The organism is Rhabdobacter roseus (assembly GCF_014202275.1).
GTDB classification, from domain to species: Bacteria; Bacteroidota; Bacteroidia; order Cytophagales; family Spirosomataceae; genus Rhabdobacter; species Rhabdobacter roseus.
The window spans coordinates 16,431-30,920 of sequence record NZ_JACHGF010000014.1; the positions used below are offsets into that span (position 1 = coordinate 16,431).

A 14,490-nucleotide genomic window follows, 5' to 3' on the forward strand; every position below is an offset into this window, starting at 1 on the left:
CTGGCTACCCATTACCCTGCTGGCCCTGCACGGCACCTTGGCCTTTTTCCTCTATCAAGCCTTGAAAGAAAAACAATGGAAATCCTAGTAAAACGCGTGGCTCAGGGACCGAACACCACCCTGGGCCACTTGTATATCGATGGGGTGTTTGAGTGTTACACGCTGGAGGATACCGACCGCGGTCTGCACTCGAAGATGACCCTGGCCGAGCTGCTCCGGATAAAGCTCCACAGCTGGACCTGTATCCCCACCGGCCGCTACAAGCTGGGCAAGCGGTACTCGCCTGCCTTCAAAAGGATACTCCCCTGGCTACTCTCGGTGCTGGGGTTCGAGTACATCTATTTTCACAGCGGCAACAAGCACGAAGAAACCAAGGGCTGCTTGCTAACCGGGACAGATTTCAAGAAACTCAAGAACGGAGATTTCTACGCAACAGACTCCCGCCCGGCCTTCAACTCACTCTGGGAGAAAATGGAAGCCGCCTGGGCAAGAAATGAGGAAGTGTGGTGTGCCGTGGAGCGGGAGTATATTCCATCCGCTTAAATTAGGGAGACTCTTTACCTTGTATAAGTACCTTTGAATTTGGACCCGTAAAATTAATTGCTCCTCCTTTATAGATAATTTCCCTTGCTTCCGCATTTTGGGAAGCAAGGGAAACAGTGTGTCCAGAATGAATAATGACGATATCACTACTTAGGGGAACGCGACCGCAGGTCCAGGTGGTCGTATTTTCCCAAGCCCCGGTCTGTTTACTTTGACATAGGTTCGTTGCCACATAAAAGAAAGAGGTATCGGAAACCACCTCGCCTGAAGGTGTCTCACCCAGTACCATCACTTCGCGTTTGCCGACATATGCTCCTGCCGATGCCACATATTGCGCGGTGGATCCCGCTTTCATGGCTACGTACACCGAGTCGTAACTGTAACGTACAATCGTCCTGATGTTGGATAGCCCCGAACCGCTCGCTGCGATCGGAACCTGATTGCCCGGTTCCCAATAGCTTCCTTTTTCTGGTGAAGTTATGCTTATGGAGGCTGTACTCGATGTGCTAGCCCCCTTTCCTTGCGTAGGGAAGGTGGGAGATTGCGGATTATAATCAAGTGCCACTGGGTCAAACCCCATACAAAAACTACCGCCTTGTGGATCTGAACGGAGTAATCTTTTCACAGCCAAAATAACCTGCTGGTTGCCTGGTGCACCCATGTGGATTTGGTTGGGTATAGAGGTAGTACATGCACCCGTCAATCCCCCTTTTTGACTGGAAGCCGATACAATTAAATCATTCTCTATATCCGGAAAAAAGATGAGTCCCGTGCGGTAAGAGCCAAAAGCGTCCAGGATCCAACCCAGGCTAAATGTTTTGTCTTTCAGCATCAAAAAATCATTAACTTCTTCCGGGGTAGCGTATTCAGCCGTGACTATAGTATGTGATGGTACCATATTATCATTAAGCCTGCTACCGTTCAGATCCTGGTCTATGGCGGTGCTATTGACCCTGAGATCGTCGACCGCCCCTTCATCGCATAAAGAGTTATTGGATGTAAAAAACTGCTTTATGACATTTGCGCAAGCAATCTCATTGGCTCGTTGGTTGCTGATATCCAATAAAAAGTTGGCCATCTGAGAGCCCGAGTGCGGCGTATTGATGGTGACCAACTTATGGATATCAGACCGGTAGTTATCACTCTGCAAATAGAGTCGGGATAGAATCCCTCCCATGCTGTGCCCCACGATATCTACACTACCCGCCGAAATGTTTTTTCCACGTAGTCCACTGAGGAGATCCGTAATGTTGCGGGGAATCACGTTACTATTTTCGGCAAAATGCTTGTTGTTTGTCGCCGAATAGTCTACCCGGCGGACCAAATCAAACGTATAGAGCTCATCCTTTAACAACTCTTGCTCCATCATGGCAAAAGATGTTCGATCTGACCACAGCCCATGGACCATTAAGACGGGAGCACGGTTAACCTCAATAAAAAATTGCATCCCCGATGTCCCCGGGATACTTACATTGGCCGTAAAAGCGAAGTAGGGTGCTTCGGAATTCACAAACTCTGGGTGCTTATAGCGCATTACCAGGCTATCGGCTGTCCGCGATAAAACGGTAAGGCTCCCGTAAATAGATGCCGGACTAGGCAAAGTGATGTTGGCCTGGCTGTAATTCCGATTTCCACCCGACAGTTTGAAAATGGAAGCCTCACTGCCATCGGCGCACACCTTAAAGGTACCTGCGCCCGAGGTTGAAGCCAGCAGCTGCCTTTGGTTCAAGGGGGGATGGTTGGATACTTGGTGGTAGTGCTGTACGGCAGAATTCATTCGTACCTCATATTCCATTTTTACCACACAATTACCGGAAGCCGATGAAGCAGGACACGAAAGCGTGTACGTTGTTGGGGATGTGGGAGCAACAATAAGGCTATTGCCAGTATCTCCGGTTGACCATACCGGATTGGTCGGGCAATTGGCCGTGAGTGTAACCGGCTCTCCGGGATTGATAGTTCGTGTAGGTCCACCCATCCCGTAATCATAATGGGTGTATCCTTTAACCGTGGAGACATTCACTCTTTCACTCATATTATTAAGCCCGTAGGGAGGCACACTACAATAGAATTGGTGTGTGTATAAACCAGGACCTACAACAAAATACGCAGAACCCTCCGGCAAGGTCGTATAAGGGGGATATGGCAACACGGAGTACATACTAAATCCCGCATAATTTATGAATGGGATAGAGCCAGGGGTAGGACATGTAACAATAAATACTAAGGTATCAGGGTGGCATCCTGTTCGTGCGTCTCCCACGATAACCGGGGGAGCGATCTGCCCAAACCCAATGTGGCTTTGGCAAACAAGTAGAAAAAAACCTAAAAGTACCGATAAAGTAGGGCGTATAATTCTATTCATAAGGCATCAAATGGTCACTTAACATTAGCCAGCAAAGAAAATAGATTTACTCACATTAGTTTGTAAAAGTTGCTAAAATTCATCTATCCTGTCCTTTCCCTTCAACATACATGGGCGCAACTTGCCCTCATGAAAGTCATCTCCATCAACGGCCGGGCCTTCCAGCTGCCCGAAAGCTGGACCGAAGTACCCGCCGAGCGGCTCCCCGAGCTGCTCCGGCTGCTCTTCGTGCTGCCCGAAAGCGGCTCGACCTACCACGAGCTGCTGCGCGTGCTGCTGGGCTACAGCCCCAAGGCCTGGCGTAAGCTCATGCAGCGCTTCTTTTCGCCGGAGCGCTCCGAAGCCCAGCGCCAGGCCAGCGCCCAGGCCCTGGCCGAGCTGCTGCGCCTGGTGGGCTGGATGCGCTCCGACGACCTCACGGCCGCGCCCTTTCCCCACCTGGTGGTGGACGGCACGCCCTGGCTGCTCTTCGAGGAAGGCTTCGCCACGATGACCTACGGCGAGCTGGCCGACGCCTACATCCACGCCCAGGCCTTCGTGAAGCAGCTGGTGGAAGGCGAAGAGCGGCTCGACCGCCTGGTGGCCACGCTGTGCCGCCCCGAGCGGGCCGGGGCCTACCAGCAGGACCCCGCCTGGAACGGCGACCGCCGCCAGGACTACAACGAGCACCAGGCGCGCCACCGGGCGGCTCAGCTCCGCGGCCGCTACGTGCCGGAGAAGATTCTGGTGCTGGTGTACTTCATGGGCAGCCTGAAGGATTTCTACGCCCACTTCGACCTCTGGGACGACGACGAGTCCGCCCCGCCCCGGCCCGAAGACTACCCCGGCCAGAACCTGCTAAAAAACCAGCATTTGCTGGCCGAAAAGCAGATCTTCGGCAGCATGCCCGCTACGCGCCAGGCCAACGTGCACGAGGTGTTCCAGTTTCTGGAAGAGCACCGCAAGGACGTGAAGGAAGAAAATCAACGCCGCCAGGCCCAAGCTCAAGACTGACCATGACCCCCACCGACTCCCTTTTCTGGCCCTACCTGCGGCCCATCCTGGAAGCCCAGCCGGGCGTGACCTACGTGCAGCTCTCGGATGCCAACGGCATGGACCGGCTCCTGGAAGACAGCCGCTCGGAAGATGTCTACCCCGGCATCTTCGTAATGAGGCCCAAGTGGAACGGCCGCACCGTCGACAACGCCCTGCTGCTGACGGATTTTCAGGTAATCGCCTACTTTTTTTGCCCGGCCAAGCCCGACGACCGCGCCAGCCAGGATGCCGCCTACCAGCAGGCCGAAGCCCTGGCTAGTGGGGTGATCCAACAGCTCCAGGAGCACCGCTACACCTACCAGAACTACCTGGACTTCGACTCCATCCGGATGGAGCCGGTGCTCTACCACACCGGCGTCGATGCGGCGTACGGCTACGAATTGAAATTCAAACTCGGCCTGGAGGCCAATATGATCTATGCGTAAGACCTTCCTTTTTCTGAAAGCGCTCGGGCGGCTCATCGTGGTGGCGCTGCACCTGGTGGTGCTCGGGGCGTGGCTCTGGCTGTATGACCGCCGCAAGAAAATCGGGTTCTGGCTGGTGTGGATCCTGCTAGTACCGCTGGTGTTTGGCCGGTACCTCTGGAGCGATCTGCGCCACGGGCGCTTCCGGCACGCCACGGCCTGGGTGAAGACCGGGCTGGTACGGCAGACTGTGTGGCATAGGCTAGTCTTGGGCCGCTAGGCTCCATTTCGTCCTTTCTGCCTATTTCAGCGCCCGCGATCTTCGTTCGAAACTTAGAAGACTATGATCGACGACCTGGCGCTCAACCTCGCATACCTGCCGCTGCAACTCAGCCGCAATAAACTCACCCACACCATCGAGGCCGCCGACCCGGCGCTGACCAGTCGGGCGGGGCTAAAGTACTTCCTGACCCTGCTGGTACCGGACTTTCCCTTCTCGTCCACGTTCGAGGAGTTGCACACCTCGGAGGGCCGCGAGACGCCCGTCGACGTGCAGGGCGGGCTCCAGCGCTTTGCCGGGGCGGTGTTTCGCTACAACCGCGGCCGGGGCGGCAAGCTCGACGGCCTGTTGACCTACGCCAAGCCCCGCCGCCAACAAAACGTGCTGAGCCTGTCGCTCAGCCAAACGATGGCCTTCTGCCTCCGGGAGGGCATCCAGGGCGGGGAGCCCGCCGTGGACGTAGAGAATACCCTGCCCAAGCGGTACGTGATCAAGGCAGGCCTGGCCAACGAAGACTTCGTGGCCTACGGCGACACCTTTTTCACCAGCTGGCAGAGCGGAGCCCGGCAGTTCCTGACCTGGCAGCCCAACTACAAGCGCGTAGCCTACGCCCAGGAAGAGTACCTGTACTTCCTGCTCAATTTCAGCCCCGCGCCCCAGCAGCTGCGCCTGCGGGTGCAGTGGTACCAGGCCGACGGCACGGCCTCCGGAGCGAGCACCGTGCTTACCCTGGACAACCCCCTGCTGATGTCGGTGGTGGCCTGCCCGGTGGGGGCCTCGGTACTGGCCCTGCCCACCGAGGCCGCGCGCTACGACGTGTGGCTTTCCAACGAAGCCAACAAGCGCCTGAGCGAGGTACGCTCCTACTGGCTCGACGACACCCACACCCCCTACGACCGCAGCATCCTGTTCGTGAACTCCCTGGGCGGCTGGGATACCCTGCGGCTCACCGGCCAGGGCCAGCGCACGCTCACCGTGGCCCAGCAGGTGGCCGACGTGGAGCGGCCGGCGGGCGCGGGCGTGGACTTCTCGGAGCTGCTCGTGGTCCAGACCGAGGGTGAGTACACCCTCCAGGTGAGCACGGGGTACTTTCGCTCCGACGCGGCCGCCTACCTGCGGTACCTGGACGAGCTGCTGCTTTCCGAGGAGATGTACCTCATTACCGACAAGGGCCACCGGCCGCTCCAGCTGCTCACCAACAGCGTGGTAGATGCCATCGACGACGCCGACCTGGTGGCGCGCACCTTCAGCTTTCGGATCCTGGACACGGTGGAGAACTACTCCGACCTACCCCCTACCGAGCCTGCACCGCTGCGGCCCATGGCCTGGCGGGGCGTGAACCTGGGCCACGTACTGGACGCCTTCGGCAAGCGCACCGGCAAGCTGGTATTTCAGCGGCTGGAGCGGATCTACGCCGACGACAACAGCCTGGTGAAGCCCTACACCGTGAAGCCCAACGTGCAGGGCGACCCTGACTACGTGCCGCCCATTACCGACAGCAGCATCGAGCCGGGCTCGACGCCCTACCCCAGCGCGGCGATCAGCCGGGCCGGTACCTTCCTGCGCGCTACCTGCGCCAGCGGCTACCTGGGCGGCCCGGCCACGATCGTGATTGCGGCCGGGCGCTACGGAGCCGAAACCGAAGGCACGGCCGACGAGCGGGCCGAAGCCGAGTACGCCAGCCGAAACACCCAGGCCACGGCCGACGCCAGCGGCAGCTGCACGCTCAACAACACGCCGGTGCACCTGGCCATCCACCACCAGATCCCCATGAACGTCCACGTGGTGATCGCCAACGGCCTGTACGGCCCGGTGGTTTCGCTGCGCGTGAACGACACTGAGCTGGTGGGTAACAGTACTGGGCAATCGCCGCCGATCGTGAACCGGTCGGTGGCCACGCTCATGCCGGGCACCTACAACATCCTGGCCCGGGTGCAGTACAACAACACGCCCCGCCACCCCTGCCGCCTGCGCCTGGTGGGCAAGAACCGCGAAATAACCGTCACGACCGACGGTTTCTACCTGTTCGAGAACGTGGTGGTGAACAGCGCCGATAGTCCTCTCACCGTAGAAGTACTCAACCTATGATCCGGATCAACGGCTACGAAGTACTCACCCTGCCGGGCCAACGGGTGGAGTACACCCTTACCAACCCCTACCTGGTGTACAGCCAGATCCTGGGCAGCCAGGCCCAACTGCCCGACCTGCCCGCTGTGCGGCAAAACCGGGCCATTTTTCAGTACTACGAGGAGCCCCAGGCGGGCGGCTACCTGCCCGAGCTGCTCTTCCAGCACTTCTACGGCGGGGAGCTCATCCGGGAGGGCTTCTACGTGCTCACGGAGGCCAGCGAAGCGGGCTACAAGGGCACCTACACCGACAAGCTCGGGCTGTTTTTCGGCGATTACCAGCAGAGCCTGCTGAGCGAGATCCCCCTGGGGGTACTGGATCCGGAGCTGCCCTTACCAGCGGACGGGCTTTTGATGGTAGACGGCCAGGCCGCGGCCTGCTTGCCTACCCTTGTGAACGACACGTTTTACGGGGCCAACGGCGCGGCGCTAGGCTACTCGGGCCGGATCAATGACTACCAGGAGGGTGCTTATGAAGACGGGCCAAAGGTACCTTGTGTATTCGTGACCTGGCTGCTGAAGCGGATCGCGGCCGTGACGGGTACCACCGTGGGCGGGAGCTTCTTTTCGCACCCACAATGGAGCCAGCTGGTGCTGGTGAATATGCGCGAGTGGGAAAGCGGGCCGATTGACGTGCGCAACCACCTGCCCGCCTGGACGATCCCGCAGCTGCTGCTGGAGCTACGGAAGGTACCCAACTTGGCGCTCACCTTCAACGCCGTGACGCGCCACCTGGACGTGGATTTTTGGGAAGATAGCCTCCGGCAGCCCACGCGCCGGGACTGGTCGGCCAAGGCCGTGCGGGGCGAAGTGAAGACCCCCGAGCCGAACACCCGGGTGCAGTTGAGCCAGGTGGTGGATTCGGGCGACGCCCTGGCCAAGGACAAGCCGCCCGTGCTGTCCGATTACCTTTCCGAAGAAACGGAAGGTACCAGGAACGGTATTGCCCAGCTACCTATGCAGCTGTCGACGATGGTGGTGGACGAAGCCACCGGCCTGGCGGCCTGCCGCCAGGAGGGCCAGAGTAGCCAGCTGGCGCAGCAGGCCAAGGCCTGGGCGCCGCGGCTGCTGTTCTGGCAGGGCGTGGTGGCGGGCTACCCCCGGGCGCTGCCCACCCTGGGCGGCCTGAGCCTGTACCCGCAGGACCTGGCCACCACCAGCTGGCGCGAGACGATCGCGCTCCGCAAGCGGATGTTCTACCTTCAGAAGGATTTCGTGCTCACGGAAACGGACCTGGCCCGGCTGGATTTCCGGGAAAAAATCCACGTGGATGGGGTAGACTACCTGATAGCGCAGCTGAATGTGGCGGTGCCGATCGAGGGCGTGGCAACGGCGCTATTGATCGGGGGCGTGTGAGTCGGGATTCCGGATAATGGTGTAGAAGTACCAACTGGCCATGTTTTTCAGGTTGATTTGTATCAAGGCTTCGTCGGTTGAGTCGACTTCTATGACCTCTAACAGGATCGGCAGGTGCCGCCTTACCTGGATCGTGGGCCGGGTAGGTTGGTAGGCATCCATCTCCTGATGGGTACGAAATGACTTTATGGCCACTTTCATGACTGGGTTGTACTGGCAAAAAAGAAAGGCCGCTCCGGATTCCGAAGCGGCCTCAAACCGAAATTTTTTTATATGCACGTGACTTCTAAGAAGTGTACCCGTGGATCGCGCCGGTCGGGTGGGTGAATGACATAGAGTTTTCGTTCACCATTTTCTTCCGTGATGTAATAGGGCACCCAAAGGCGCTCCCGGATGAAAATGGGGACGTTGCGGCGTTTCCACCGCTCACCCCGCGCATCGAGTCGGCTAAAGACTTCCCGCGCGGAGACAATGTTGTCTTCGAGGCTTGCTTCCATGATTTACTTACCTGTTGTTGACCCGGTGGCGCATCCGGGAGAATGTGTACTGTCCGAAATGTACGGATTATTGTCCTTTGGCGGGCTGGAAATGCGTCAAATTTTTGCCGCCTCATTCATTTACTAGCCATGAAAACGAAACCAGTCAAGCGCGAAATGCGCACGCCCATCAGCTACTACGGGGGTAAGCAGCGCATGGTACCCGCCATCCTGCCCAAGATCCCCAAGCACCACACCTACGTCGAGCCCTTCTTTGGGGGCGGAGCCGTATTCTGGGCCAAGCCACCTTCCCAGGCCGAAGTGGTCAACGACATCAACCACCGGCTCGTCACCTTCTACAAGGTACTTAAGTACGATTTCGAGGATCTGGCCAGCCGGGTCGACGAGACGTTTCACAGCCGGGCCCAGCACCGGGAATCCGACGAGCTGTACCTCTCGCAGCAGGAGGAAATCACCCAGCCGGTGGCCTGTGCCTGGAGCGTGTGGGTGCAGACCAACATGAGCTTCGGGACGATGATCGGCGGGGGCTTCGGATACGACCGGGGCGGGAAGTGCGCCCTGAAGATCGCCAACAAAAAGGCCGCGCTGACGTCGGCCTTCCAGGACCGGCTCCGGCGCGTGACCATCGAGTGCTATGACGTGCTGAAGGTAATCCGGGCCTACGACGCGCCGGATGCTTTTTTCTACCTGGATCCACCCTACGTCACCTCCAACCAGGGCCATTACGGCGGCTACACGATGGACGACTTCCGGGCGCTGCTGGATGCCTGCGCGACCATGCAGGGGACTTCCCTGCTGAGCAGCTACCCGGAAGAGATCCTGATGGAGTACCGCGACCGGTACGGCTGGAAGAGCGAAGACCACGTGAAGGCGCTCTGCGTGGATGGCCGCCGGAAGGAGGCCAAAACGAAAACCGAGTGCCTGACCTGGAACTACTAGCCCCACCCTTTAACCCCGCCCTGAGCGGGGCTTTTTGTGTCCTTTCCTGCCGCCTGGAAGCCTGCCAACTTCGCTAGTGAACCACATCATTAGCTACGATTATGGCCGATTTCGAGGATAGCCCCATCCTACACAAACTTCTGCAAGATTTCACCAAGCGCGTCGAGCGCGGCCTGCAAGACGCCGTGCGGCGCGAGGGCGTGGTGCTTACCGGCGAGCTGCTGCACTCCATCCGGGCGGGCAGCGTAACCCAGGGCAAGGGCTGGATCAGCGCCCATATCTACTACTCGGATCTGCTCCGGATCAAGGATATGAAGGTACTTAACTACAGTACCATCCCGCCCCTTGGTCCGCTGGCGCGCTGGGTGGAGCAGGTCGGTACCGGGCGCTTTGCCTACGTGCCGGGCTACCCCGCGGGCGTGCGGCCCGCTACCGAGATCGAGACGATCTACCGCATTGCGGCCGGGATCCAGCACCACCTGCGGGCCACCCCCAACGTGCAGCGCGGCTACCGGGGTATCTACAACGAAACGCTCAAGTACAATCTGATCCCGCAGTTTTACGAGGACATGCGCGCGGCCGCCAACGTGTGGGCCGCCCAGCAGTTTCGGGACGCCTTCGGCTTCGAGACGACCATTAACCTGCCGACCGAAAACGTGAACGCCAGCCGGATCCAGGCGGCCTGGAATGCCCGTACCACCAAAGTAGCCCGCCAGTACGCCTCATGATCGGAGACGTGCTCACCCTGGAGATGCGTGGCGAGGCCGTGCAGCTCCAGAAGACCCTCGATGGCCTGAACAAGGAAGCGAAGGATCTGCGGAAGACGATCGCCGAGATCGAAAAAAACGGCGGGAAGGGCTCGGAGGAGTGGCAGAAGTACAAGAACCAGCTGAAAGAAACCCAGCAGGAAGCCCAGAAGCTGGCCAAGGAGCTCAAGACCATGGATGTGTCGAAGATGACCATGCGTCAGCTGGAGCAGCACGCCAAGGACCTGGCCAAGGAGCTGAAAAATGCCGACCGCAGCTCGCAGGATTTTGCCAAAAATGCCAAGCGCCTGGGCGAAGTAGAGAAGGAGCTGGGCAAGGCCAAAAAGCAGGCGGCCGACCTGAAAAACGAGGGCGAGGGCCTGGGTAAGCCGGGCTTGTGGAGCAAGATCAGTACGGGTGCCAAGAGCGTGGGTACGGCCTTCCAGGGCTTCCTGGCTCTACAAGTTGTACAGTGGCTCTTCAACGTGGGAAAAGCGGTGTTTGACACCACGGCCAAGTTTGAGGGCTACGAAAAATCACTGGCGGCCACCTACCAGGCCACCATGAAAAAAGAGGAAGCCGAAAAGGCGGCGGCGGCCAGCATGAAAGCACTGGCCCAAATAGCCAAAGATACCCCGCTGACCCTGGACGAAGTGACCAAGGGGTATGTGTCCCTGGCTACCCGGGGTTTAAGACCGGGCGAAGAGCAAATGAAGCGCCTGATCGATGTATCGACCAAATCGCGACTTCCCTTAGATCAATTGGGCGAGGCCATCAAGGACATCAATAACAATGAACGCTGGTCAGAATTTGGGATCAAGGTCAAGACCTCCGGGGATAAAATTAGCACGACGGTTAATGGGGTAACCCAATCCTTTGAGCGGTCTGAGCAGGGGGCAATGGATATGGTCGTGGCGCTGGGTAGCGTACCGGGGACCTTCCAGTTTGCGGGCCAGGCGATGGATTCCCTGGGGGGGAAATCCTCCAACGTAGAAGATGCCATGGGCGCTTTGATGCGGACCATCGGTACGCGCCTGGCCCCCATTTTCATGGCTTTACTAAGCGCTATTGAAACGGGCATAAACTGGCTGGGCGAGCTAATCGATGCCAGCGATCCGGTAACGAAAGTATTTGAGGATATCTATGAGGCGGTAGGGGATGTGGTCTCGTCCTTCATGCACTTCATTTCCTCCATCATCCCTGACTTCATCAAGGGCGGGGTGTCCCTGGACAGCGTCATGAAGTACGTGGCCATCGCTTTTAGAGCAGTCCTGACCCCTACGCATGTGGCCATAGGAGCACTGCGGCTTTTGTACGATGCTATGGCCGGAGTCGTCGAAGGAGCGAAGGGATTGTATAAGGCTTTTACCGGCGATCTGGCCGGGGCTGCGGAGTCTTTCGCCAAATCCAAATCCAATTTTGCGAGTATCGGTACCCACGCGACGGATACTTTTGAGAAGATAAAAAAAGGATGGACCGAAGCGTTTGTCGACCAGCCTCAGAAAGATAGTACCAAGGCTGCTTTGGCCGCAGAAACCGCCGAAGAGAAGCGGCAACGGCTTATTCTGGACGCCCAGCGAAAGGCCCAGGATGCCCGTGAAGAAGCCGAAAAAAAGGCGGCTGGTAAGCGGGAAAAATCCCAGCAGAAGACCCTGGAGCTCATTGCTCAGCTGGAAGGGGAGCACGACCAGCAGGTAGCCAAAAACAGCCTGGAAACCGAGGAAGCGAAGATCCAGGAGAAAAAGCGCAAGCGCCTGAAGGAGGTGGACGACTCCCTGGCCGACGAAAAAACGAAGGAGAAAGCCCGGGCGCTCATCATCCGGAACGCCGACGCGGAGCTGCACCAGGTGCGCGAAAAAGACAACAAGAAGGCCCTGGAGCTCATGGCCCAGCTGGAGGCGGAGCACGACCAGAAGGTGGCCGACAACAGCCTGGAGATCGAAGAGAGCAAGATCCGGGAAAAACAGCGTAAGCGTACGAAGGAAATCCAAGACTCGCGCGCCGACGAAGCCGTGAAGGCGCAGGCCATCGAGGCCATCAACCGCACGGCCGAAGCGGACCTGGAGAAGGTGCGGCTGGAGTTCCGGCAGAAGCGGCAGAAAGCCGACGACGAAGCGGCGCAGAAGCGGCTCGAAGCCGAAAACGTGATCCGGGAGCAGGAGCGCCGGGCCGAAGCGGCGGTGTACGATTTCCGGGAAATGCAGGCCCGGGGCAACGCCACCAAGCTGGCCGCGATCCGGAAGGAGCGGCTGGATACGGAGTTGCGGCTTACCCAGGAGAAGCTCGCCGCCGAAATGCTGGCCGAGCAGGCCAAGGCTACCCGGGACATCGCCGACGCCGAGCTGCTGGCGCGCACGCTGAACGCCATCGACGACCGCTACCAGCAGGAATCCTTGCTGGCCACGGCGCAGGCGGCGGAGAAAAAGAAGGCCATCGATAAGGACCTGCACGAGCAGAAGCAGGCCAACCGGCAGGCCTACTCCAACATGTTCTCGGCGCTGCTACGCGGTGACGTCGACGGCTTCGTGTCGGCCGCCCAGAGCAAGGTGCAGCACCACAAGGCGGCCTGGCAGGAGAAGCTCAGCGCCGACATGGGCAGCTACCAGATGGGGGCCGACATGGCTCAGCAGGCCGTGAACTTCCTGAACGACCTGGCCCAGCGCCGGGCCGAGCGGGCCATTGCCCTGGCCAACCAGGAGCGGGACGAGAAGGTGGTCATCCTTCAGAACGAGCTCTCGGTCACCGAATCGCTGATCAGCAGCCACTCGCAGTACGTGACCGACCTGAAAACCGCCGAGAAGGATCGCCTGGCTGAGCTCCAGCGCGTGCTGACCAGCGAAACCGCCAGCGAGGAAGAGAAGCGCGACGCCATGAAGCGCTACTACTCCGAGCAGCTCCAGCAGATGAAGGAGGCCGAAGAGCAGAAGATCGCCGACCTGCAACGGATGGCCAACCTGGCTAAGACTGAAGACGAGAAGGCGGCCATCGAGGCCAAGATCGCGATGGCCAAGGAGGAGAGCGCGGAGAAGATCCGGCTGGCCGAAGAAGAGCTGGAGGCTAAGAAGGCCACCATCGATGAGCTGAGCGAGTTCACCACCGAGACCACCGAAGCGGCGCTGACCGAAGCCAAAACCGCCAGCGAGAAGCAGGTGACCATGGCCGAAGACGAAGCGGTGAAAAAGGCCTCGATGAAGGAAGAGTTGGAAGAGCTCATCGCGGCCGAGAACCGGAAAGCCCGGGCTACGGAAGCGGCTGAGAAGAAAAAAGCCTGGGAGGCCCAAAAGAAGGCGGATATCGCCACGGCGCTCATCACCGGCGCGCTGGCGATCCTGAAGGCACTGGCGAATTTTTTCCCACTCAACATCGTTCTGGCGGCGGTGGCGGGGGTAACCACGGCCATCCAGATTAACAAGATCAAGAACCAACCTATGCCGTCATTCGACCACGGTGGATTCGTGGCGCAGGGGGGCAAGCACGGTAGCCAGTACGGTGACGGGGGGATTGCGCTTATAGACCGGGCCAGCGGCCGGGAGGTGGGCGAGATGGAGGGTGACGAAGCGATTATAAGTGCCAAGCAGACGGCCGCGAACTGGCCGCTGATCCAGCGGATGTTTCAGAATGCCCGCACACCGGGCAAAGCGGCCGCGCCGGTGGCCGACCTAGCGGGAGCGCCCCCTATGGCCTTCCGGGACGGTGGGCGCTTCGAGAGCCCGTACTTCGAGCGGGGTATGTACCTCTTTGGCGGGAAAAAGAAAAAGGCGGAAGCGGCCGCCCGCGAGGCCGAGCAGGAGGCCGCCAAGGCCCAGGCCGACGCCGACGCGGCCATGGGGGATCTGGACTTCGACGGCAGCGCCTACGGGGGCGTGGATGGCGGCGGGGCCGGGATCACCGGCGACACCGGGGCCGCCCAGGCTGCCCACGAAGCCGCCCAGCGGCAGGGTGAAAAGCAGCTGGAGCTGCTGCAAGGAATCCTGGAAGAAACCGAGGCCAACGGAAGTACCCTCACGGAGCTGGTGCAGGCCGTGAAGGCCGTGAAAGGAGCGGTAGACAGCGTGCAGAGCGCCGTGCAGGAGAACGTCAGCGCCACCCGGGGCGTGGAAGGAGCCGTGAACGCGGCCAACACCCACGGGCGCTTCTCGGAGCTTATCGGGGCCATCAGCAGCCTGGGTGGCTAGCGAGTGGTTGTAAGAAATTCAGGA

Annotated in this window: 12 protein-coding genes; 9 read left to right on the forward strand and 3 right to left on the reverse strand. The window is 59.4% G+C overall.

What is annotated here, in order from left to right:
* The first annotated feature begins 75 nt into the window (after positions 1-75).
* Positions 76-543, forward strand: a complete 468-nt coding sequence (locus HNQ92_RS25710; protein WP_184178885.1) for a DUF5675 family protein — start codon at positions 76-78, stop codon at positions 541-543.
* Between the two features lies 1 nt (position 544).
* On the opposite strand, the gene HNQ92_RS25715 is transcribed toward HNQ92_RS25710, so the two are convergent.
* Positions 545-2,578: a lipase family alpha/beta hydrolase gene (locus HNQ92_RS25715; RefSeq protein WP_184178887.1), complete on the reverse strand. Its 2,034-nt coding sequence runs from the start codon at positions 2,576-2,578 to the stop codon at positions 545-547.
* Positions 2,579-3,037: 459 nt separating this feature from the next.
* Between HNQ92_RS25715 and HNQ92_RS25720 the strand changes: the two genes are divergently transcribed.
* The 5 genes from HNQ92_RS25720 (at position 3,038) to HNQ92_RS25740 (ending at position 8,109) form a co-directional block, all read left to right on the forward strand.
* A complete protein-coding gene (locus HNQ92_RS25720; protein ID WP_184178889.1) occupies positions 3,038-3,901 on the forward strand; it encodes a cytochrome P450 family protein in 864 nt (287 codons plus the stop codon).
* Positions 3,902-3,903: 2 nt separating this feature from the next.
* A complete protein-coding gene (locus tag HNQ92_RS25725; protein WP_184178891.1) occupies positions 3,904-4,368 on the forward strand; it encodes a hypothetical protein in 465 nt (154 codons plus the stop codon).
* Positions 4,361-4,627, forward strand: coding sequence for a hypothetical protein (locus tag HNQ92_RS25730; RefSeq protein ID WP_184178893.1), 267 nt, complete (start codon positions 4,361-4,363; stop codon positions 4,625-4,627). The genes HNQ92_RS25725 and HNQ92_RS25730 overlap by 8 nt, the downstream gene beginning before the upstream one ends.
* Positions 4,628-4,690: 63 nt before the next feature.
* Positions 4,691-6,715, forward strand: coding sequence for a DUF5977 domain-containing protein (locus tag HNQ92_RS25735; protein WP_184178895.1), 2,025 nt, complete (start codon positions 4,691-4,693; stop codon positions 6,713-6,715).
* Positions 6,712-8,109 carry a hypothetical protein gene (locus HNQ92_RS25740; RefSeq protein WP_184178897.1) on the forward strand — a complete coding sequence of 466 codons (1,398 nt, stop codon included), beginning with the start codon at positions 6,712-6,714 and terminating at the stop codon, positions 8,107-8,109. Before HNQ92_RS25735 ends, HNQ92_RS25740 begins: the two co-directional genes overlap by 4 nt.
* On the opposite strand, the gene HNQ92_RS25745 is transcribed toward HNQ92_RS25740, so the two are convergent.
* On the reverse strand, positions 8,089-8,310 hold the full coding sequence (locus HNQ92_RS25745; RefSeq protein WP_184178899.1) for a hypothetical protein: 222 nt from the start codon (positions 8,308-8,310) through the stop codon (positions 8,089-8,091). The two genes, HNQ92_RS25740 and HNQ92_RS25745, sit on opposite strands and share 21 nt — an antisense overlap.
* 68 nt (positions 8,311-8,378) lie before the next feature.
* Positions 8,379-8,606 carry a hypothetical protein gene (locus HNQ92_RS25750; RefSeq protein ID WP_184178901.1) on the reverse strand — a complete coding sequence of 76 codons (228 nt, stop codon included), beginning with the start codon at positions 8,604-8,606 and terminating at the stop codon, positions 8,379-8,381.
* Positions 8,607-8,735: 129 nt separating this feature from the next.
* Here HNQ92_RS25750 and HNQ92_RS25755 point away from each other — a divergent pair, with 129 nt between their 5' ends.
* The 3 genes from HNQ92_RS25755 to HNQ92_RS25765 all read left to right on the forward strand — a co-directional run bounded on the left by HNQ92_RS25755 (position 8,736) and on the right by HNQ92_RS25765 (position 14,466).
* A complete protein-coding gene (locus HNQ92_RS25755) occupies positions 8,736-9,545 on the forward strand; it encodes a DNA adenine methylase (RefSeq protein WP_184178903.1) in 810 nt (269 codons plus the stop codon).
* A 101-nt stretch (positions 9,546-9,646) separates the two neighbouring features.
* Positions 9,647-10,273, forward strand: a complete 627-nt coding sequence (locus HNQ92_RS25760; RefSeq protein ID WP_184178905.1) for a hypothetical protein — start codon at positions 9,647-9,649, stop codon at positions 10,271-10,273.
* Positions 10,270-14,466 (forward strand): hypothetical protein, encoded by a 4,197-nt coding sequence (locus HNQ92_RS25765; protein WP_184178906.1) that lies wholly within the window; start codon positions 10,270-10,272, stop codon positions 14,464-14,466. The genes HNQ92_RS25760 and HNQ92_RS25765 overlap by 4 nt, the downstream gene beginning before the upstream one ends.
* Positions 14,467-14,490: the final 24 nt, after the last annotated feature.